Below are 19,026 nucleotides of genomic sequence, written 5' to 3'. Positions count from 1 at the left end.
CCGAGGTCAGGGCAGGACCGTGCCGAGCCCTCTCCAGGAACCTTCCGACTCCGCACGTACCGAAGTCGGATCGCAGCTATACGATCCGGCCAAAAGTGCGTCGGCTCCGGTCCCGGTATTCGCCATGCCGACGTATGCGCCACGGTGGGCTTTCGGGTGCGAGATAGCCTGACGTGGTGGGCATCACCTCTGGCAGCTACCCGTTGGGGCCTGAGTCCGGTCGGCTCATCGTCAATACGACCCGTACCGGGCTGGGCGCGAAGGCCGGCCATGACCTCACCATCGAGGTCACCCGTTGGCGCGGCGATGCCACGATCGACGTCGCCGATCCGGCCGGCTCCTCGGTGACCGTCGAAGTCGACACCGGGTCGTTCGAAGTCCGGGAGGGAACCGGTGGCATCAAGCCGCTCACGGACTCCGATCGCCGGGACATCAAGAAGAACCTTCAGGAGAAGGTCCTGCACGTGGCGCGTTACCCGACGATCACATTCCGGTCGACACGGATCAGCGGAACAGCGGAGTCGTTTCGCGTCGAGGGCGATCTCACCATCGTCGGTGTCACCCAGCCCGTCACGCTCCAGGGCCTGCTGACCGAGGACCGCGTACGCGGCTCGGCGACCATCGCGCAGACCCGGTGGGGCATCCGGCCCTATTCAGCGTTCTTCGGCACACTCAAACTCAGCGACGAGATCGAGGTACGGTTCGACATCGGCCTTCCTCGGGGACGCGAACCCGACGGCTCGGCTTCCAGCCCGTGATCGAGATCGTCCATTCGGCCCGGCCAGGTCGGGCACCGGGCCCGGCCTGCCGAGCGTAGGCTCCACAAGCCGGGCCGCCACCTCGCGCGAGTCTGCGGCCGGGAGCACGCGCCTACGCCGACTCCTCCGGTGCGGCTCTCACCCCGGCTGCCGCGGCGGCCGGCCTGGCATCATCAGGCCGGCGTCCTAGGAGCCGCCGTTCATGGCCGAGGCCGAATTCTTCTGCGCCCGACCCGGGGCTCCCCTGCGGCGATCAGACATCACGCGCCCGTCAGTGCCGCTTGGGGGGACGGGTGTGCGTGGGTGCCGCGACGCGGTTCCACAGGTTGATCTGCGCCACCTGGGCGACAAGGTAGGCGACCTCCTCCGGCTTGAACGCGGCGGCCACCGCGTCCCAGACCTCATCCGACACGCCGTCGGGCTGCTCGGTGGCGGCCTCGGCGTAGGCCAGCGCCGCTCGCTCGGCGTCGGTGTACAGCTCCGACTCCCGCCAGGCGGACAGCTGGTAGATCCGATCCTGCGTCTCACCGAGTCGCAGCGCCTCGTGGACGTGCATGTCGATGCAGAAGAGGCAGCCGTTGATCTGCGAGCTGCGGATCTTCACCAGTTCGCGGGTCGTGGCGGGGAGCGGCCCCTTCTGGATCACCTGCTCCGCCTGGATGAACGCCTTGTACAGCTCGGGCGCCACCTCGGCGACGTTCAAACGTGACATCGTGCTCCCACCTTTCTCGGTCTCTCTCCGGTTCTCACCAGGAAGACAAGATCGCACCCGCCGCTGTGACAGCTTTTGCCAGAAAGATTGGCGAAGAGTCAGCGCGCCCGGCGTGGTTCATCCGCGGCCTCGCCGGGTGAGCGCGTTGCCGGCCGCGCCTACCACGATGCCGAGGACGATCATTAAGGCGTAGCTGTAGATCTCGTAACCTTCGGGGGCGAGGAACCGGAGGAAGCCCATGAAATGGATCCAGCCGAACCACTCGTGCAGAAGGCCGCTCCCGCCGCCGGCGACGAGGATGAAGCAGAGCAGGCCCGACAGGGGCGCCAGGGGGGACTTCGGGTTGGTGGAGGTCATGGCCCCACGGTAGGCAGGTGATGTCCGGCGCGGGATCGGGCTTAGGACGGTCGTGCGGCGACCAAAGTCGGCCGTCGTCGGTCGAGGGGACGTACTTAAGTTTCCGGTCGCACGGACTCCTGCTCGCGGGTAAGGCCCGGCGTCGCAACCGGCCCCTGGCGAGGTGGGCATGTGACCAGCTCATCGCACGAGTCGCTAGCCTAAGGCGCGATGAACCGTTTCACGACGTCGAGAGGTGAGTTCGACCTCACCCGATTCCCCGAGGATCCCCGCGACCCGTTTCGCGCCTGGGACGCCGCCGACGAGTACCTGCTGCGGCACCTCGACGACGAACAGGCGGATCTGTCCGGCACCGTGGTCGTACTGGGCGACCGGTGGGGCGCCCTGGTCACCGCGCTCGCCGATCACCGCCCCACGCAGATCACCGACTCCTTCCTCGGCCGGCAGGCGACCCTGGCGAACCTTGAGCGCAACAAGGTCGCCGGGGACGCCGTACGGCTCCGCACGACCGGGGACGCGCCACCGGACCGGATCGACGTGCTGCTCATCCGGGTGCCCAAGAGCCTCGCGCTCCTTGAGGACCAGCTGCACCGCCTCGCCCCGCACCTGCATTCCGGCACGGTGGTCGTCGGCGCCGGGATGGTCACCGAGATCCACACCTCGACGCTGCGACTGTTCGAACGGATCCTCGGGCCGACCAGGACCTCACTGGCGGCCAAGAAGGCGCGGCTCATCTTCTGCGCACCGGACCCCGGGCTCCCCCGGGGCGAGAACCCATGGCCACGGAGCTACCCGCTGCCCACCGGCATCGGAGCCGTCTCGGGTCTGACCGTCATCAACCACGCGGGCATCTTCTGCGCCGACCGCCTCGACGTCGGCACCCGCTTCCTGTTGCGGAACCTGCCGCGGCGCCGTGGACCGGAACACGTCGTCGACCTGGGCTGCGGCAACGGGGTGGTCGGGCTCGCCGCCGCACTGGGAAACCCCGAGGCCCGGGTGACCTTCATCGACGAGTCCTATCAGGCGCTGGCCTCGGCACAGGCCACCTTCCTGGCGAACGTGCCCTCCGGCACCACCGCGGAGTTCCTGGCGGCCGACGGTCTGTCGGCCATGCCCGCCGGGACGGTGGACCTGGTGCTGAACAACCCGCCGTTCCACACGCACCGCGCGACGAGCGACGCGACGGCCTGGCGCATGTTCAACGGCTCCCGCGCCGCGCTGCGCCGCGGCGGCGAGCTGTGGGTGGTCGGCAACCGGCACCTCGGCTACCACGCGAAGCTGCGCCGGCTCTTCGGCAACTGCGAGATCGCCGCGAGCGACCCCAGATTCGTCGTCCTACGAGCCGTCAAGCGCTGACCGCACCCCGGCTGTCCCATCGGGGAGGAAATCCTCGACCGCCATGCTCACCGGAAAGCTGCGGCGCTGCGCTCGGCCCAGGCCGCGAAGGTGCCCGGCGCCCGGCCCAGGACACGCTCGACATCGGGGCTGATCCGCTGCTCGGCGTGGGTGGGCTCGCCGAGGATGGCAAGGGTGGTCTCGACCACGGGTTCGGGCATGAACTGCAGCATCTGCGCGCGGGCCTCGTCGCGGGTCTGCTCGATGAACCGGATCGGCTCGCCGAGCGCGTCGCCGATCGCCTCGGCTCGTTGCCTGGGCGTGATGAGGGCGGGCCCGGTCAACTCGTAGACCTGCCCGGCGTGACCGTCCTCGTGCAGGACCGCTGCGGCGACCTCGCCGATGTCGGCCGGGTCGATGAACGGCAGTCCGGTATCGCCGAACGGTGCGGCGGCCGTGCGCTGCGTGCGGATCGTCTCGGCCCACGCGAAGGCGTTGGAGGCGAAACCACCGGGCCGCAGAATCGTCCAGTCCATGCCCGACTGTCGGATGGCGTCCTCGATGGACAGTCCCATGCGCCCATGTGAGGACGACTGCGGTCGGGTTGCGACTCCTTGGGAGGACAGCAGGACGACCCGTCGAACGCCGCCGGCTTTCGCGACGTCGAGGATGCTCTGGGGGTTCAGCAGGTGCACGGCGGCACCGCCGTCGTGGAGGAACACCGCGTCAGCGCCGTCGAAAACGGGCCGAAGGCTCTCAGTGGCGGCCAGGTCCACCTGACGGTGCCGGACACCCTCCGGCACCGCCGTGCCCGAGACTCCTCGGGACACCGCCGTCACCTGCTCACCGGCTGCCGCGAGTGCCCGCACGAGCGGTCGGCCGACGTTGCCGGTGGCTCCCGTTACTACGATCATGAACTTCCCCCATCGATTGTGATCAGTCACGCCGGGAGCTCTCTCCCGACTGAGTTAGCTGACTAACTTGGTACGACCATAGCCAGCCGAACCCGCTGCTGTCTATGGTTAGTTAGGTGACCAACTTGAAGAAAAGCGATGTCCTCACGAAGCGGGGCAAAAGGGAGCGGCTGACGGCCGCCGCAGTGCGAATGCTGCATGAGCAGGGCGTGGAGAAGACAACGCTCGCCGACATCGCACAGGCGGCCGACGTCCCCGTGGGCAACGTCTACTACTACTTCAAGACCAAGGACGAGCTGGTCGAGGCCGCCCTCTCCGAGCACACCAGACATCTGGAGACCCTCACCGGCCGGCTCGACCAGCTCCCCGACCCGCGCGAACGCCTCAAGGGCCTGGTGAACGCGTGGGTCGGCCAGCGCGACATCACGGCCCGCTACGGCTGCCCCACGGGCACCCTTGCCGTCGAACTCGACAAGCGAACCGACAGTGGCCTCGACATCGCGGCGGGCCATGCCATCCGCCGGCTACTGGACTGGGTGGAACAGCAGTATCGCCAGATGGGCGTGGCCGACCCCGAGGACCTCGCGCTGGCATTCGTCGGCGCCTATCAGGGCATGTCCCTGCTCTCCAATGCGCTACGCGACCCGGAGATCATGACTCGGGGGGGCGCCCGCCTCGTTCGCGAGCTCGATAACTTGACGTGACACACGCCGCCGGGTCAGTGTCCGGCGGCGTAGCGGCCGGCGAGCTCGGTGCCGATCCGGGCCAGCTCGGCCTGGACGGAGCACGGTTCGACCACCTCGATCATCGCACCCCAGCCGGCCAGATGCCGGGCGATGTCCAGCGGGGTCGGCGCGGCGAGGCGGACCCGGACACGCCCGTGGTCGAGCTCGGCGTCGATGTGGCAGTGCCGCCCGAAGTGCGTTCGCAGCACCGGCACGAACCTGGCCTCGATGAGCACGGTCGCCCAGGTGCGTGACCGCCGCCGCTCCACCTCGCCGACGACCTGCTGCCACGCGGTGGCGAGCGTGAAGTCGTCCGGGCGCTCGGCGACCTGGTCGGTCGGCTCGGCCCCGATGATCCGGTCGACCCGGAAGGTTCGCCGCCCTCGTTCGGTCCCGGCGAGCAGGTACCAGATGTCGTCCTTGTCGACCAGGCCCCACGGGTCGACCAGCCGCTCGGTCCGCTCCCGGGCGTGGTCGGTGTAGGTCAGCCGGACCTTCCGCCGGCGGATCACGGCGGTCTGCAGCAGGTCGACCAGCTCGGGCCGACGGCGATCACGCTCGCCCCACCGGGTGGGGTCGATCACCGTGGCGTCGGCGGCGGCCTCGGCGTCGGCCCGGAAGGTCCGCGGCAGTGCCCGCACGAGTTTGCGCAGCGCCGCCTTGGCCTCCCCCGAGACCGCCGCGGCCGGGCCGACGAGCAGGAACAGCGCCTGCGCCTCGGTCGCCGACAGGCCGCTGAGATCGGTGCGGGCGCCACCGACGAGCGACCAGCCGCCGCCCCGTCCAGGCTGCGGATACACCGGGATGCCGGCCGCGGACAGCGCCTCCAGATCGCGGCGGGCGGTGGCGACGGACACCTCCAGCTCGTCGGCCAGCTCGGCGGCGGTCACCCGGCTACGGGCCTGCATGAGCAGGAGGGCCGCGACGAGACGATCAGCACGCATGCCCCCAGTCTCTCCAACAAAGTGCTCAGTTCGTGAGCACTTTGGGGTGGAGCATGGTGACTGTCACCGACCGAAAGAGGAGACCACCGATGTTGCGAGGACTGGCCACCGTCAGCTTCTGGGCCGACGACCTGGAGGCCGCCAAGAAGTGGTACGTCGACCTGCTGGACGTCGAGCCGTACTTCGAGCGTCCGGGCAACGGGCAGCCGGCCGCCTACTACGAGTTCAGGATCGGCGACTACCAGGCCGAACTCGGCCTCATCGACCGGCGTTACGCCCCGCCGGGCGCGCCCGCCGCCCCGGGGGGCGCGATCGTCCACTGGCACGTCGACGACGTACAGGTCACCCTGGACCGGCTGCTGTCCCTGGGGGCCACGCCGCACACACCGCTCACCGAGTACGGCCCCGGTTTCGTCACCGCGTCCGTGGTCGACCCGTTCGGCAACGTGCTGGGCATCATGTACAACCGGCACTACCTGGAGATCCTGGGCCGATGATGCACTTCGCGGACGCCGCCCGGTGGGAGTCGTGGCTGGCCGAGCATCACGAGACCGAGGGCGGCGTCTGGCTGAAGATCGCCAAGAAGAGATCACCCGAAGCGTTGATCACGATCGGGCAGGCGCGAGAGGTCGCGCTCTGTTACGGCTGGATCGACAGCCACCGCAGGTCCTACGACGAGCACTGCTTCCTGCAACGGTACTCGCGCCGCCGCAGGGGCAGCCCCTGGTCGCGAGTGAACGTCGAGCACGTGGAGGCGTTGGCCGCCGCCGGGCGGATGCGGCCGCCCGGCCTGACGGAGGTCGCCGCCGCCCAGGCGGACGGCCGGTGGGCGGCGGCCTACACCGCCCAGCGCAACGCCACCGTCCCACCCGACCTGGCAGAGGCACTGGCGGCCAACCCACGGGCCGCCGCCCGCTTCGAGGCACTCGACAAGACCGGCCGCTACCTGATGATCCTGCCGCTGCTGAAGACCAGGACCCCGACCGGCCGCGCGGCCCGCCTACAGAAGACGATCTCCAGCTTGCTGGAGTGAGAAAGCCGCCGATACTCGCCGCGTCGTGGAAGGTGTTTCAGGGACCGTGAGCGTCAACGCCGGGCCGGGCGTAGCACTTCACGTCGGAGACGTCGCAGCCATGTCCCTTCCGCCGGGCGGCGAGCAGGGACGGACGGTGACCGTGCAAGGTCGCGGCACGTTCGTCAACGAGCGGGAGAACTGGCCGACTGATCAGCGCGGCGGCAGTCACCTTTGTTCTCCAGGAATTCGCCAAAGCGTGCCCGGAGGACCGGGGGGACGCCAATGGTCACAGGCGGCCTTGGCCCGAAGGAGCCGGGGTGTTGGGCTCGCCGGGAAGGTCGGGTTCCTCCCCCAGCCACCACAGAGCCGACTCTTGCGGCCGGCGTTCATCCCGGAGCTCAGGTCCCCACCGGAGGTCTGAAAGGCGGCGAAGCACAGGGTAAAGACCACCCATGATTACCGTGGCGGTCACGACGATGAGAAAGCCGACGCAGAACACCAGGCCGACGAGCATGAGCACTACGTACACGAATTCGTAGGCGAGCCCGAAGAGAACCTCCTCCGCTCCATCAGAAGCAAAGCCGCTCCTCATCATGCGCGCCGTAGGTGCACAGTGAGGGTATATCGACTGTGGGGGAAATGTCTTCCGTGTACGGTAACGCGGCCCCGGTACGGCGAACGTGCCGGCCATGGCCGCCGTTCGGAACCGATGCGTCCGGGTGGAGGGCGGAAGTCCCCCGTCAGGGTCTCGGAGGAAGGGGGAAGCGGAGGGCCGCGGCTGTGATGTGGTCTTTCAGTGGGGTGTCGACGGCGACGTGTTCGACGGAGCCGCCTTCGGTGATGACCGTTTCGGTCAGTTCGTCGAGGACGTCGGGGACCTGGCGGGTGGCGCCGCCGCAGAGCGGGCAGGTCTGGCCGGAGCGGGCCAGCCAGCCGGACTCGTCGCAGACCACGCCGGGGACCTCGGCGCCGTCCTGGATGAGCAGGGTGTCGATCGCGGCGGTGGTGCCGCCCCACAGGCATTCGTCGATCCCTGTCGCGGCGTTGCCGCCGACGGCGGCCTTCTCGAAGACCTCCTGCACCAGACGGCGTTCCTCCTCACGTTCGTAGTCGGCGACGATGCGCTCGGCGCTCTCCCGGATGTCCGCGAACGTCGCCACCTTGCCCGTGTCGACGTTGAAGACGCCCGCAACCTTCGTGCGCAGCTGCTGCGGCAGGAAGTCCAGGAAGACGGTGACCTCGTTCTGCCGGCCACCAACGACCAGCAGGTCGTAGTTCTCGGCGCGGAAGAGCCTGTCCAGCAGGCTCACGGTCTGGCGATAGTGACGTTTGACGAGGTCATCGGCCTTGTTACGGACCGTGTACTCGGCGAGACCGGCCCAGCCGGCGTAGTCGGGCTTGCGGAGGACGCTCCCTCGTACCTCGCCGATCTCGCGCATCTCCGTCTGGTACAGCTCCCATACGCGGGCCGACTCCTTGTCGACGACCAGGACGCAGCAGCGGTGATACTCATCGAGCACCGCGAGCATGGGACGGACGTACGGAGTCTGGTCCACCACGACCTGGTCGCGCACCTTGCGCGGGAGCGACACGACCTCGAACAGGTCGCCCTCGCTGCACGCGAACACCGCGACGGCACCGACCGTGCCCCGCCCGAGCTCCGGTATGCCCTCGATGCGTTCGATGTCCTGCCGCAACGAGAGCCGTGCCCGCCGGTCGAGCGACGGGTCCTCGGTGAGCGGGCGGATCTGGGTGATGAGGCTGTTCACCCGGGTACGGACCGCCTCGAACTCGTCAAAGCCCACAGCGACGTACATGGAGAGAACCGGCAGGCCGCCGCTGTCAAAACGGATGAGGCGGTCGACAGTGCCCTTGGTGATCATGCGATGTCCTCGTCATGGCGGTCGGATGCTCGAACTTCAAGGGGTGGACACCCCGGCAAGGCCGCCCCTTATCGTCATGGAAGTCAATCTAGGATCCGCTAAGTAACGTGCAAGGCGAAGCCGGACAACGTGCCCGACAAGATGTCAGCGCAGTTCGGCAGCCCCGCGGACCTGATGCGTCAGTGGTGGTAGGCGTGGACGACCGCATGCCCACGGCCCTTGGCGATCAGCCAGCGGTTGACCGGCACGGTCAGCACGAAGGCCAGCGCCAGGGAGAAGGCCAGGGCCGCCCAGAACAGGACGCTGGCCAGACCCGCGTCCATGGCGCCGGGCACGGTGAGCATCACGGTGTTGTCGATGATCTCCATCACCACGATGGAGACGGTATCGGCGGCCAGGGCGACCTTCAGCGCCTGGCGCATGTCCAGGCCCGCCTTGAGGACGCCACGCATGGTGAGGGCGTAGCCGAAGACGAAGGCCAGCGCGACCGACAGCACGACGGTGGCGCCCGCGTGCAGTCCCACCGCGGTCCCGATGATCATTCCGAGGACCTCGCCGATGGCGCAGCCGGTCAGGCAGTGCAGTGTCGCCTGGGCGGCGGTACGCCAGGAGGAGCCTCCGTGTGCGCCCGCGTGTCCGGCGTGGTCGTTTCCGGTATGGCTGTGCGTGCTGTGGCCGTGATTTGAGTGGTCCATGGCCTGTCACATCCTTTTCGGTTATGGGCCCGTCTGCTGACACCCACGCCGGAAATATACCCATGGGGGGTATCGAATCGCAAGACGAAGCACTGCCGAGACCGGGAATTGAACCCCGGGGGGGTATGTTATGGTCAAGAACCAAGGTACCCGGTAGGGGTACATGTGAGAGGAGAACCTCATGTGCACGGCATGCGCGTGCGGCACTGCGGACACCGCCTCCGCACAGGTGGAAACCAGCGGCGGAACCGCCTACCAGGTCAGCGGGATGACGTGCGGCCACTGCGTCAGCTCGGTCACCGAGGAGGTCACCGAGGTCCCGGGCGTCACCGACGTCAAGGTGGACCTGGCCACCGGCCTGGTGACGGTTGGCGGCGACGGCCCGATCGACGCCGCCGCCATCGCGGCCGCGATCAAGGAGGCCGGATACGAAGTGGTGACCGTGTCATGAACACGCCCGTCAAGCTCGGCGCCTACGCCCTGGGTCTCGTCGTGATCTTCGGTGGGGCTCTTGGAGCCGGCGCCGCGGTGGGCCCCACCGAAACGCCGCCCGTCGTCAACGGCCACCAGGCCCCGAACCAGGCGGCCGACGGTCATGGAGCCCACGTACAGCCGGCTCCCAGCCAGGCAGCGACCGCGGCATCCATCCCAGGAGGACTTCAAGTGTCCCAGGACGGCTACATCCTGACCTCCGAGACGACGACCATCACGCCCGGCGAGCCGACGGACTTCCGGTTCACCGTGACCGGTCCCGACGGCCGCCCGGTCACCGGCTACCAGACGCTGCATGACAAGAAGCTGCACTTCATCGTGGTCTCCCGCGATCTGGTCGGCTTCCAGCATTTGCACCCCGAGCTGACCGACGACGGCGTGTGGTCGGTAAAGCTGACACTGCCAGAGGCGGGCGCCTACCGGGCGTTCGCCGACTTCGCCCCCGAGGGTGGCACCGGCCTGACCCTCGGCGTTGACCTGCACGCGAGCGGCGCCTACAAGCCCAAGGCGCTGCCGGCGGCCAACCGTACGTCCACGGTCGACGGCTACACCGTGGAGCTCGACGGGGCACTCACCCCGGGTGCCTCCAGCAGGCTCACTGTGAAGGTGAGCAAGGACGGCCGCCCGGTCACCGATCTGCAGCCCTATCTGGGTGCCTACGGTCACCTGGTCGCCCTGCGCGCCGGAGATCTGGCCTACCTGCACGTGCATCCCGACGGCGAGCCGGGCGACGGCAGAACGCCTTCCGGCCCGGAGATCACCTTTTACGCCGAGGTGCCCAGCAGGGGTGGCTACCGACTGTTCCTGGACTTCCAGCACGAGGGAGCCGTACGCACCGCGGAGTTCACCGCCCACGCCGGTGAACTCCGCACGCCGGCCACGACCTCAAGCCCGACGCCGACGGCCACCCCGTCCGCGTCACACGGCGACCACAACCACTGACCTCTGGCATGACGAGCGAAAGGAGCAGGTGGTGTCTCCCCTCACCGGCGACAGATCGCAGGACACGGTCGAACTCTCGATCGGTGGCATGACCTGCGCGTCCTGCGCCAACCGGATCGAGCGCAAGCTCAACAAGCTCGACGGCGTCACCGCGACCGTCAACTACGCCACGGAGAAGGCCAAGGTCACCTTCGGTGAAGGCGTCGATCCCCAAACGCTCATCGCCGAAATCGAGAAGACCGGCTACACCGCCGCACTTCCTGTGAAGCCGGGCAGCGGCACACAGCAAGACGGATCACAGACCGACCCAGCCGACGAACTTCGGCCGCTGCGCCAGCGGCTGGTCACCTCGGTGGTGCTCGCCGTGCCGGTGATCGCGATGGCGATGATCCCGGCGCTGCAGTTCACCAACTGGCAGTGGCTGTCGCTCGTCCTGGCAGCGCCGGTCGTGGCCTACGCGGGCTGGCCCTTTCACCGGGCGGCTTGGACCAACCTGCGCCACGGCGCCGCGACCATGGACACTCTGGTCTCGCTCGGCACCCTCGCCGCGCTCGGCTGGTCGTTGTGGGCGCTGTTCCTCGGCAGCGCGGGCACCCCGGGTATGACTCACCCGTTCGCCTTCACGATCGAGCGCACCGACGGCTCGGGCAACATCTACCTTGAGGCGGCCGCGGGCGTTACCGCGTTCATCCTGGCGGGACGCTACTTCGAGGCTCGCTCCAAGCGCCGCGCGGGCGCCGCCCTGCGGGCCCTGCTGGAGCTCGGCGCCAAGGACGTCACCGTACTGCGCGACGGTCACGAGATCCGCGTTCCCTCCGACCAGCTCAAGGTCGGAGACCGGTTCATGGTCCGGCCCGGCGAGAAGATCGCCACCGATGGCGTGATCGAGGAGGGCTCCTCCGCCATCGACGCCTCCATGCTCACCGGCGAGTCGGTGCCGGTCGAGGTGGGCCCCGGGGCGGCGGTGACCGGCGCCACCGTCAACGCCGGTGGCCGCCTGCTCATCCGCGCCACCCGCATCGGCGCAGACACCCAGCTCGCCCAGATGGCCAGACTGGTCGAGGACGCCCAAACGGGCAAGGCCGCTGTGCAACGGCTGGCCGACCGCGTCTCTGGGATCTTCGTCCCGATCGTGATCGCGCTGGCCGTCGGCACGCTCGGCTACTGGCTGGGCACCGGCGACGGTGTTGGTGCGGCCTTCACCGCCGCGGTCGCCGTGCTGATCATCGCCTGCCCCTGCGCCTTGGGCCTGGCCACGCCGACCGCGTTGCTGGTCGGCACCGGTCGCGGAGCCCAACTCGGCATCCTGATCAAGGGCCCGGAGGTCCTGGAGTCCACCAGGAAGATCAATACCGTCGTGCTCGACAAGACCGGCACCGTCACCGAAGGCAAGATGACCCTCACCGGCGTCCACCTCGCCGACGGCGAGGACGCCACCGAGGTGCTGCGCCTGGCCGGCGCCCTGGAGCACGCCTCCGAGCACCCCATTGCCCAGGCCATCGCCCGGGGCGCCGCCGAACGCGTGGGAGAGCTGCCCGCCGCAGAGGACTTCGCCAACCTCGAAGGCCTCGGCGTCCAAGGCATCGTTGACGGGCACGCCGTGCTGGTGGGCCGTCCCGCACTGCTCGCCGAATGGTCACAGCAGCTGCCGGTGGAACTGGAACGGAAACTGCAGGCGGCTCAGGCGGCGGGCCGTACCGCGGTCGCGGCCGGCTGGGACGGGAAGGCCCGCGCGGTCCTGGTGGTGGCCGACACGATCAAGCCGACCTCGGCCGAGGCGATTCGGCGGTTGCGCGCGCTGGGGCTGAGGCCGGTGTTGCTCACCGGGGACAACGCCGCCGTGGCACGGTCGGTGGCCGCGGAGGTGGGCATCGACGAGGTGATCGCCGAGGTACTGCCCGCAGGCAAGGTCGACGTCGTCAAGCGCCTGCAGGCCGAGGGCAGGTCGGTGGCCATGGTGGGCGACGGCGTCAACGACGCCGCGGCGCTGGCTCAGGCCGATCTCGGCCTGGCCATGGGGACCGGCACCGACGCGGCCATCGAGGCCTCAGACCTCACCCTGGTCCGCGGCGACCTGCGGGTGGCGGCCGACGCCATCCGGCTGTCGCGCCGCACCCTGGCCACCATCAGGGGCAACCTGTTCTGGGCCTTCGCCTACAACGTGGCCGCCCTGCCGCTGGCCGCACTCGGTCTGCTCAACCCCATGATCGCCGGAGCCGCGATGGCGTTCTCCTCGGTCTTCGTGGTCGGCAACAGCCTGCGCCTGCGGGGCTTCAGGTAAGACCAACCTCAGCTGAGACCGCTCGGCTTCGAGCGGGCATCGTGACGGCCTCCGGCATCGTGCCGGAGGCCGTCACGCCATTTCCCGGAAACCGGCCCCGCGTGGATGTCGAGCGCCTAGGAGAGGTACGGCAGATGAGCCGAGCGGTAGAGCACGATAATCAAGGCCACGATGGCCGCGAACCAGGCGACCAACGCGAAAAGCCCCAGGTCGGCATAGCCGTGCTGGACCAACGCGCCGAGCACTCCCAGGCCGACCACGAGCCAGCGCAGCACGTCGAGCAGAGCGACCGGGGAGATGGCCCCCTGAGGGCGGATCCGTCTGATGATGGCGTCGGTGATCAGCCAGACGGTGATCAAAGTGCCTGCCGTGTTGGCGATGCCGATCACCTCCCCCAGGGAGGAGGTCGACAAGGTACGGCTCGAATCCGCGATGGACACGATCGTGGCGACAAGCGAGGTACAGACCATGGCGACCGCGGCCAGCCTGGCCCGGCCGAAGGGATCGTCGACGGATCGCTCCAACCGGAACAGTCCGGACACGCACAGGTTCCATCCGACGGGGTCGAGCAGCAGATCGAAACCGTTGAAGCGGAAGGCACCGAAGACGAGGACGAAACCGGTAGCGATCTTGGCGACCGGGCGCATCCGCCCTGACCTTTCAGGCTTGTCGCCCGGAATCTACGAACCGGGCCGACAACCGAAGCGCCCGACGAAGCGACCCGGGCCGGTCTGGCGATTCGCCAATGGTCGACGCGGAACCTCTACCTCGCGGGAACCGCGGTCGTACTTTCAGGCGCAGTGCTCACTCCCGGGCAGCCACCACAGCGCGAGCTGCCCGAATACTCGATGCCCAGGTCGTTCCCGAAGGACATGGCCGTGTTCACGAAGGTGGGCGGATATAAGGCGCCTACCTGTCCATGGATCGATCAGGTGGACGATCCCTGCCGGTATTGGCTGGTGAACGGACAACCGTTCCCGCAGGCCGCGCCTTATACCGTCAGAAAAGGCAAGGCCCCCCAACAGGCGCCGTTCATCCGCAGTCCCGATAAAAAGGCGGTCGTCTATTTGGGCAGAGACGACCGCCGCATGGCGTACCAGGATGCCAAGGGCATTCACCACCTCACCGGCAACCTGGCCGACGCCGAAGTTCCCACACCCGCGTTCCTCGGTCAGAGCAGGTATGTCGCCCTGACCAAGGGGGCACCCGGGTCACCGACACCAGGACCTGGACCACGGTGTCGATCCCCGGTGCTCAACGCGTCCACGCCCTCAACGGAAGCGGGATCGTGGTCACGACGGCCTCTCAAGTGCTCGTGCTCGACCACCGAGGAAAGACCCGGATGAGCCTTCCCCTCAGGAAGACCAGGAAGAACACCCGCGAGGACACGTACCATCTCCGGCTGGATGGAAAACGCCTTGTGGCCATCCGGGACTTCGGGAGTCGCGTCGAAACCTTCGACCCGGAAACCGGCAGGCGTTTGTCCAGCGTCGCTCTCAAGCTCCCCGGCGACGATTTCCTTGACGTTGGCCTCGGCTGGTCCAAACGAGACCTTTTCCTGGTCCGCGGCGCCCTGAGCGAACGCGTCTACTACCTCGATCCGGCGACCGGCGAGCTCTGGAGACGCGACTGAACCGCTCCAATCCCGCGCGGACGATTCACCCTGGAGGCCGGACCCGGTCGATATGCCGGTTGACCTCGCGATCGATGACGACCTCGTCCGCCCGCTCGAACTGCGCCGGGTCCCGGTTGGCCGCCGGGAACGACAGCAGGACCCAGTCGTCCGCCTTAAGGTCGACGCCGTTCCAGTGCGTGTCCTCCTTGATTCGTCAAGAGCCTCGTTCCACAGCCCCGGCTGTCTGGACTCATCGCACCTGACAGTTCGCCGCGAATCTTGACAGTTGACCTGACAGTGCGAGATCGAAGATGACAGTCGGCCCGCGCCCTCGACGCCTGGCGTTGGTGGTCGAGCCGCAGCCGAACGCCGAACCTGTCGGTAGGTTTCTGATCATGTCCGACGCCGACTTCACCCCCCTCCGCGTCACCTACCGAACGCACGGGCTTGACACCTCCCGCCGCATCCGCACATGGGCGAAGGCGAAGGGCTACTCCGTCAGCGAACGTGGCCGGGTCGCTCCGGAAATCATCGATGCCTTCTTCGCCGCCCATCCCGAGGTCCACGAACAGGCGAACACGTTCGAGCTGGTCCACGCCACCGCAAGGACCCCCGGCGCCTCCCCGGAGGATTACGAATGGCAGGAGGAGGACGACATCTACACGATCGTTTTCGTTCGTGGGCTCGACGAGCACGAGGTGCTGCGCCGGCTCGGCGCCGCGGAAGAGGACATCCGGCTGATCGGAGATGGGGACCGCTCCTGTCCGGAAGGGCCCCAGGTCATCACCGTGAGGCGAATCGGGGACTGGACCGTCGCGATCGAGGACTGCGGCTGGCACGGCGCGCAATGGGAGGTTCTGGACGCCTTGTCACGCGACGGCGGAGAAGCTGTGGCGGTGCAGCGGCATGACTACGCCCAGCACCTCGTTTCCTATGCCGTCGACGGTCAACTCATTACCAACATCAACCCGGGGTTTCCCATCGACAGGCAGGGCGCGGATCCCGACCGGCTCAATCGTCACCTCCGTGAGCTGGGCATCGATCCGGCCGCCGACGACTCCATCGACAACCCCATCCCGGCGGCCCTGGCACTCGCCGGCCGAATCACCGGCGTCACGATCGGCCCAACACACCTCCGCGGCCCCGTTCTCGGCGCCGCCATACCTGGCACCTGTTCCTGACCCACCACAGCGTCGAAACGGGCCGGAAATGCCCTCGCCTCGCCACAGAGCCCCCCTAACTGTGACGGCAGACGATACGGGACGCGGGCTCAGCCAGTTTTTTCGTCCCAGTGGATCTGTTCGGCGCCGAAACCGGTTGGCACCTGTGATCCGCTACGGACCAAGCATCTGCCGTTGGCGTGCTAGGCACCTTTTGTGGAATCACCCCTCGTCACGGGGTTCTCCGATTCACGCCGGGTGAGCACCAAGGGGGCGTCCTCGGTGATGGCGACCGTGTGCTCGGAGTGGGCCGTGCGCGAGCCGTCGGCCGACCGGATGGTCCAGCCGTCGGCGTCGTAGACGATTCGGTCGGTCGTGCGGGCGAACCAGGGTTCGAGCGCCAGGGTCAGGCCCGGCCGGAGCGTAAGGCCGCGCCCTGCCCGGCCCCTGTTCGAAACGTGGGGCCCCTCGTGCATGGTGCGGCCGATGCCGTGGCCACCGAACTCGTCGTTGACTGGATAACCGTAGTCGTGGGCCACCGCCCAGATCGCCGCCGAGATGTCACCCAGGCGATTGCCCGGACGCGCCACCTCGATCGCCGCCTCCAACGCTTCCTCGGTGGCACGGATGATCCGTAGGTCCTCCTCCGCAGCAGTGCCAACGACGACTGTGCGCGCCGAGTCGGCCACCCAGCCGTCGACGCCGACCGCGAGGTCCGCGCTGAGTACGTCGCCGTCACGCAGCGTGTAGTCGTGGGGTAGGCCGTGCAGGACGGCGTCGTTGACCGACAGGCAGATGACGTTGCGGAACGGGCCGCGTCCGAAGGACGGCGCATAGTCCCAGTAGCACGACTCCGCCCCGCGCCGTTTGATCATGCCGCGCACGTGGTGCTCCAGGTCCAGGAGGTTGACGCCCACGTCGGCGAGCCGGCCGACCTCGGAGAGCACCTCGGCGACGAAACGCCCGGCCACGTGCATGCGTTGGATCTCCGCAGGTGTCTTCAGCTCAATCACAAGTACCTCGCTCCACAGGGTGTCGGTATTACTATACCGGCACCCTAACATTCACCGGTATAGTAATACCAACCCCGTCCCGGGGGCATGGTCCGCCAACCGCTCACACCTGAGCAGATCGAGGCCGGCAGACGTCTCGGCGCCCTGCTGTGCCACGCACGAGCGGGACGCGACCTAGCGGAAGTCGCACACACGGCCGGCATCTCGCCGGAAACCCTGCGCAAGATCGAGAATGGACGGGTCAGACCTGCAGCGTGCGGCCCCACTCGCGCGCTCGGGTGAGTTCCCCGCCGGCCAGAGGGCCCGGTGTGCCCGTGACGGTGAAATCCGCGCCGTGTTCAGCCCGAATCTTGTGGCGCTTGAACGCCTTTACGATCGCCTTGCTCGCCGAACCGGCGAACAGACCACCGGTCGTGGTCGAAAAGGCGATGACCCGGCCGTCGACCGAGTCGACCCGGTCGATCCACTCGCGGACGCCGGAGGACGGGGCGCTACCGCCCTTCTGCGCCGCCTGACTGCGCGAAGCGCTGCTGGGCAAGCCCATGTTGTGCGTCGGCGCACCGACAAGGACCAGATCGGCGGACAGGGATGGTGGCGCGGAGTCGGCCGATACCGCCTCCACCGCGGCACCGCCCGAGCGCAACCCTTCGATGATGGCCTCGGCCACCTGTGAGGTGTTACCGAAGCAGGACTCGGTAACGACGACCACACGCATTTTTCCTCCAGTAGTTGCGAGCGTCGAGGGCCGGATCATCGATCGATGAACCCGTCGCGCAGAGGCGGCGAAACGCAACCACCTAGGTGTCGGCAAGGGCGGCGGCGTCAAGCACCAGACCGTCGGCCACCAGGGTCGCGGCGGTGAGCACCAGCGCACCGATCCACATTCCCGCCCCCCTGCGGTTCCGCCCGAGCCGCAATACCCCCCAGACAGTGGCGAGCACCGCGATGAGCAAGCAGACGAACGCATCGGCGCTGTGCCCATGAGCCTGAGCGGGCATCCGCACCCCCTTCCCTCAAGCAGTAATTGAGACATGATGTCTCATTTGAGATGCTAGCAGCGTGAACAGTCCCCGCCGCAAGCCCTCCGACCGGATCATCGACGCCGCCATCACCCGGGTCCGCGAGCGTGGCATCACGGTGGGTCTCGACGGCATCAGCCTTGAGGAGGCGATCGCCGCCTCGGGAGTCGCCCGGGCCACGGCCTACCGCCACTGGCCGAGTCGGGCCGGATTCCTTCGCGAGGTGCTCGTGCGGGTCGTGCGCGACACCCGACTCGAACCGGAGGGCACCGAAGAGATCGACGCTCTTCGGGGGTTCATATCCGCACACCGGGACGGAGCGGCAACGGAAGCGGGACGCCGGACCCTGGTCGTCGAGGGCCTGCGCATCGCTGTGGAGGCTGACTTTCAGCGCTTCGCGACCTCGCGCGAATGGCGCGACTACCTCGCACTCCGCGCAACCTGCAGCAGCCTGCCCGACAGTGACCTGCGCACGGTCGTCACGGCCGAACTGGCAGCGGCGGAGCATTCCTTCGTGGCACAGCGCGCAGCCGTGTACAGCCGCCTTCCGAAGCTGCTCGGGTACCGGCTCACCACGCCGCTGGCCGACGACGCAGGCTTCGAGTTGATGTCCCAAGCCATGGGAGCGCTCCTGATGGGGTTCGTGGTCCGCGCCTCCGTCAACGAGGAGAGCCCGTCATTCCAGGCCCGGGCGTTCGGCTCTTCACTGGAGTCTCGCTGGACGAGCACGACCTATGCCCTTGTCGCCGCCATGCTCTCCTACCTCGAACCCGATCCCTCCGTCCACTGGACCGCGACACGGATCGCCGCTTCGATCGCCCTCCTCGACGAACTCGCGACCCTCGTGGAGAAAGGCCACGCGATCCGCACCGCCACCGGCGGAGCCGTCGGCGGCCCCGCACCAGATCTCGCCTGAGATGGTGACCTGTTCGGCCAGGTGCTCGTGGGCGGCCAGCAGCCAGGTGCGTCAAACGTTCTATTACGGACAGCAGGTCCGCCTGGCGACCGACAGGTCGCCAGACGCCAACCTCGGCGGCAAAAGACCGCTGCCTGTCATTGGACCTCGCAGGAATGAGCGAACGTGAGCACTTCGCCTTCGTGGCCAGGCGGCTTGCCGCGGTCGAGAGGTTCCTGGACGGTTACGACCAGCACGCGCCGCGTCTTGG

Annotated in this window: 22 protein-coding genes; 12 read left to right on the top strand and 10 right to left on the bottom strand. The window is 68.1% G+C overall.

The genetic code is table 11. The features are described from left to right. Positions 1-176: 176 nt before the first annotated feature. Positions 177-758: a YceI family protein gene (locus tag IG98_RS0123240; RefSeq protein WP_030915849.1), complete on the top strand. Its 582-nt coding sequence runs from the start codon at positions 177-179 to the stop codon at positions 756-758. Between the two features lie 271 nt (positions 759-1,029). Here IG98_RS0123240 and IG98_RS0123235 read toward each other — a convergent pair whose 3' ends face one another. Together IG98_RS0123235 and IG98_RS0123230 are read right to left on the bottom strand one after the other, a co-directional pair. Beyond that, on the bottom strand, positions 1,030-1,470 hold the full coding sequence (locus IG98_RS0123235; RefSeq protein WP_037971057.1) for a carboxymuconolactone decarboxylase family protein: 441 nt from the start codon (positions 1,468-1,470) through the stop codon (positions 1,030-1,032). A 117-nt stretch (positions 1,471-1,587) separates the two neighbouring features. Next, positions 1,588-1,827 carry a hypothetical protein gene (locus IG98_RS0123230; RefSeq protein WP_030915842.1) on the bottom strand — a complete coding sequence of 80 codons (240 nt, stop codon included), beginning with the start codon at positions 1,825-1,827 and terminating at the stop codon, positions 1,588-1,590. A 210-nt stretch (positions 1,828-2,037) separates the two neighbouring features. Here IG98_RS0123230 and IG98_RS0123225 point away from each other — a divergent pair, with 210 nt between their 5' ends. Next, entirely contained in the window at positions 2,038-3,183 is a 1,146-nt protein-coding gene (locus IG98_RS0123225; RefSeq protein ID WP_030915839.1) for a methyltransferase, read from the top strand. A gap of 47 nt (positions 3,184-3,230) precedes the next feature. On the opposite strand, the gene IG98_RS0123220 is transcribed toward IG98_RS0123225, so the two are convergent. Next, positions 3,231-4,076, bottom strand: a complete 846-nt coding sequence (locus IG98_RS0123220) for an NAD(P)H-binding protein (protein ID WP_030915838.1) — start codon at positions 4,074-4,076, stop codon at positions 3,231-3,233. Positions 4,077-4,192: 116 nt separating this feature from the next. Between IG98_RS0123220 and IG98_RS0123215 the strand changes: the two genes are divergently transcribed. Then, positions 4,193-4,780: a TetR/AcrR family transcriptional regulator gene (locus tag IG98_RS0123215; RefSeq protein ID WP_245651671.1), complete on the top strand. Its 588-nt coding sequence runs from the start codon at positions 4,193-4,195 to the stop codon at positions 4,778-4,780. A gap of 14 nt (positions 4,781-4,794) precedes the next feature. Here the strand turns inward: IG98_RS0123215 and IG98_RS0123210 are convergent, their stop codons facing one another. After that, a complete protein-coding gene (locus IG98_RS0123210) occupies positions 4,795-5,745 on the bottom strand; it encodes a helix-turn-helix transcriptional regulator (RefSeq protein ID WP_030915832.1) in 951 nt (316 codons plus the stop codon). A gap of 89 nt (positions 5,746-5,834) precedes the next feature. Between IG98_RS0123210 and IG98_RS0123205 the strand changes: the two genes are divergently transcribed. Continuing rightward, entirely contained in the window at positions 5,835-6,242 is a 408-nt protein-coding gene (locus IG98_RS0123205; RefSeq protein WP_030915829.1) for a VOC family protein, read from the top strand. Further along, positions 6,239-6,778, top strand: a complete 540-nt coding sequence (locus IG98_RS0123200; protein WP_030915827.1) for a YdeI/OmpD-associated family protein — start codon at positions 6,239-6,241, stop codon at positions 6,776-6,778. The genes IG98_RS0123205 and IG98_RS0123200 overlap by 4 nt, the downstream gene beginning before the upstream one ends. 722 nt (positions 6,779-7,500) lie before the next feature. Here IG98_RS0123200 and IG98_RS0123190 read toward each other — a convergent pair. Both IG98_RS0123190 and IG98_RS0123185 read right to left on the bottom strand, forming a co-directional pair. Next, positions 7,501-8,643 carry a baeRF10 domain-containing protein gene (locus tag IG98_RS0123190; protein ID WP_030915820.1) on the bottom strand — a complete coding sequence of 381 codons (1,143 nt, stop codon included), beginning with the start codon at positions 8,641-8,643 and terminating at the stop codon, positions 7,501-7,503. A 179-nt stretch (positions 8,644-8,822) separates the two neighbouring features. Beyond that, complete coding sequence (locus IG98_RS0123185) at positions 8,823-9,338, bottom strand: DUF4396 domain-containing protein (protein ID WP_030915816.1); 516 nt, start codon at positions 9,336-9,338, stop codon at positions 8,823-8,825. 229 nt (positions 9,339-9,567) lie between these two features. Here IG98_RS0123185 and IG98_RS0123180 point away from each other — a divergent pair, with 229 nt between their 5' ends. The 3 genes from IG98_RS0123180 (at position 9,568) to IG98_RS0123170 (ending at position 13,053) form a co-directional block, all read left to right on the top strand. Continuing rightward, positions 9,568-9,789, top strand: a complete 222-nt coding sequence (locus tag IG98_RS0123180) for a heavy-metal-associated domain-containing protein (protein WP_425428079.1) — start codon at positions 9,568-9,570, stop codon at positions 9,787-9,789. Further along, entirely contained in the window at positions 9,786-10,772 is a 987-nt protein-coding gene (locus tag IG98_RS0123175) for a hypothetical protein (protein ID WP_030915811.1), read from the top strand. The genes IG98_RS0123180 and IG98_RS0123175 overlap by 4 nt, the downstream gene beginning before the upstream one ends. Before the next feature lie 88 nt (positions 10,773-10,860). Continuing rightward, entirely contained in the window at positions 10,861-13,053 is a 2,193-nt protein-coding gene (locus IG98_RS0123170) for a heavy metal translocating P-type ATPase (protein WP_425428078.1), read from the top strand. Positions 13,054-13,169: 116 nt separating this feature from the next. Here IG98_RS0123170 and IG98_RS0123165 read toward each other — a convergent pair whose 3' ends face one another. After that, a complete protein-coding gene (locus tag IG98_RS0123165; protein ID WP_030915806.1) occupies positions 13,170-13,700 on the bottom strand; it encodes a hypothetical protein in 531 nt (176 codons plus the stop codon). Positions 13,701-14,290: 590 nt separating this feature from the next. On the opposite strand from IG98_RS0123165, the gene IG98_RS0123160 reads away from it, so the two are divergent. Beyond that, positions 14,291-14,686 (top strand): hypothetical protein, encoded by a 396-nt coding sequence (locus IG98_RS0123160; RefSeq protein WP_030915804.1) that lies wholly within the window; start codon positions 14,291-14,293, stop codon positions 14,684-14,686. 377 nt (positions 14,687-15,063) lie between these two features. After that, positions 15,064-15,849: a DUF6461 domain-containing protein gene (locus IG98_RS47210; protein ID WP_211264068.1), complete on the top strand. Its 786-nt coding sequence runs from the start codon at positions 15,064-15,066 to the stop codon at positions 15,847-15,849. Between the two features lie 182 nt (positions 15,850-16,031). On the opposite strand, the gene map is transcribed toward IG98_RS47210, so the two are convergent. Further along, positions 16,032-16,841 (bottom strand): type I methionyl aminopeptidase, encoded by an 810-nt coding sequence (gene map / locus IG98_RS0123150; protein ID WP_030915797.1) that lies wholly within the window; start codon positions 16,839-16,841, stop codon positions 16,032-16,034. An 87-nt stretch (positions 16,842-16,928) separates the two neighbouring features. Here map and IG98_RS48960 point away from each other — a divergent pair, with 87 nt between their 5' ends. Next, positions 16,929-17,123, top strand: coding sequence for a helix-turn-helix domain-containing protein (locus IG98_RS48960; RefSeq protein ID WP_425428075.1), 195 nt, complete (start codon positions 16,929-16,931; stop codon positions 17,121-17,123). Here IG98_RS48960 and IG98_RS0123145 read toward each other — a convergent pair. Further along, complete coding sequence (locus tag IG98_RS0123145; RefSeq protein WP_030915795.1) at positions 17,083-17,556, bottom strand: flavodoxin family protein; 474 nt, start codon at positions 17,554-17,556, stop codon at positions 17,083-17,085. The two genes, IG98_RS48960 and IG98_RS0123145, sit on opposite strands and share 41 nt — an antisense overlap. Positions 17,557-17,638: 82 nt before the next feature. After that, positions 17,639-17,839, bottom strand: coding sequence for a hypothetical protein (locus tag IG98_RS0123140; RefSeq protein ID WP_157594473.1), 201 nt, complete (start codon positions 17,837-17,839; stop codon positions 17,639-17,641). A gap of 61 nt (positions 17,840-17,900) precedes the next feature. Here IG98_RS0123140 and IG98_RS0123135 point away from each other — a divergent pair, with 61 nt between their 5' ends. Beyond that, the gene (locus IG98_RS0123135; RefSeq protein WP_030915789.1) at positions 17,901-18,776 is read left to right on the top strand and encodes a TetR/AcrR family transcriptional regulator; all 876 of its coding nucleotides are present in this window, start codon (positions 17,901-17,903) and stop codon (positions 18,774-18,776) included. Positions 18,777-19,026 lie beyond the last annotated feature (250 nt).

Source organism: Streptosporangium amethystogenes, from assembly GCF_000721075.1.
Classification (GTDB): Bacteria; Actinomycetota; Actinomycetes; order Streptosporangiales; family Streptosporangiaceae; genus Streptosporangium; species Streptosporangium amethystogenes.
This window is presented reverse-complemented; position numbering and strand designations above follow the sequence as displayed.

Coding starts and splice junctions, on each gene's coding strand:
- IG98_RS0123235 (WP_037971057.1), bottom strand. CDS start 1,470: ATGTCACGTTTGAACGTCGCCGAGGTGGCGCCCGAGCTGTACAAGGCG.
- IG98_RS0123230 (WP_030915842.1), bottom strand. CDS start 1,827: ATGACCTCCACCAACCCGAAGTCCCCCCTGGCGCCCCTGTCGGGCCTG.
- IG98_RS0123225 (WP_030915839.1), top strand. CDS start 2,038: ATGAACCGTTTCACGACGTCGAGAGGTGAGTTCGACCTCACCCGATTC.
- IG98_RS0123220 (WP_030915838.1), bottom strand. CDS start 4,076: ATGATCGTAGTAACGGGAGCCACCGGCAACGTCGGCCGACCGCTCGTG.
- IG98_RS0123210 (WP_030915832.1), bottom strand. CDS start 5,745: ATGCGTGCTGATCGTCTCGTCGCGGCCCTCCTGCTCATGCAGGCCCGT.
- IG98_RS0123205 (WP_030915829.1), top strand. CDS start 5,835: ATGTTGCGAGGACTGGCCACCGTCAGCTTCTGGGCCGACGACCTGGAG.
- IG98_RS0123200 (WP_030915827.1), top strand. CDS start 6,239: ATGATGCACTTCGCGGACGCCGCCCGGTGGGAGTCGTGGCTGGCCGAG.
- IG98_RS0123190 (WP_030915820.1), bottom strand. CDS start 8,643: ATGATCACCAAGGGCACTGTCGACCGCCTCATCCGTTTTGACAGCGGC.
- IG98_RS0123185 (WP_030915816.1), bottom strand. CDS start 9,338: ATGGACCACTCAAATCACGGCCACAGCACGCACAGCCATACCGGAAAC.
- IG98_RS0123175 (WP_030915811.1), top strand. CDS start 9,786: ATGAACACGCCCGTCAAGCTCGGCGCCTACGCCCTGGGTCTCGTCGTG.
- IG98_RS0123170 (WP_425428078.1), top strand. CDS start 10,861: ATGACCTGCGCGTCCTGCGCCAACCGGATCGAGCGCAAGCTCAACAAG.
- IG98_RS0123165 (WP_030915806.1), bottom strand. CDS start 13,700: ATGCGCCCGGTCGCCAAGATCGCTACCGGTTTCGTCCTCGTCTTCGGT.
- IG98_RS47210 (WP_211264068.1), top strand. CDS start 15,064: ATGTCCGACGCCGACTTCACCCCCCTCCGCGTCACCTACCGAACGCAC.
- IG98_RS48960 (WP_425428075.1), top strand. CDS start 16,929: ATGGTCCGCCAACCGCTCACACCTGAGCAGATCGAGGCCGGCAGACGT.
- IG98_RS0123145 (WP_030915795.1), bottom strand. CDS start 17,556: ATGCGTGTGGTCGTCGTTACCGAGTCCTGCTTCGGTAACACCTCACAG.
- IG98_RS0123140 (WP_157594473.1), bottom strand. CDS start 17,839: ATGCCCGCTCAGGCTCATGGGCACAGCGCCGATGCGTTCGTCTGCTTG.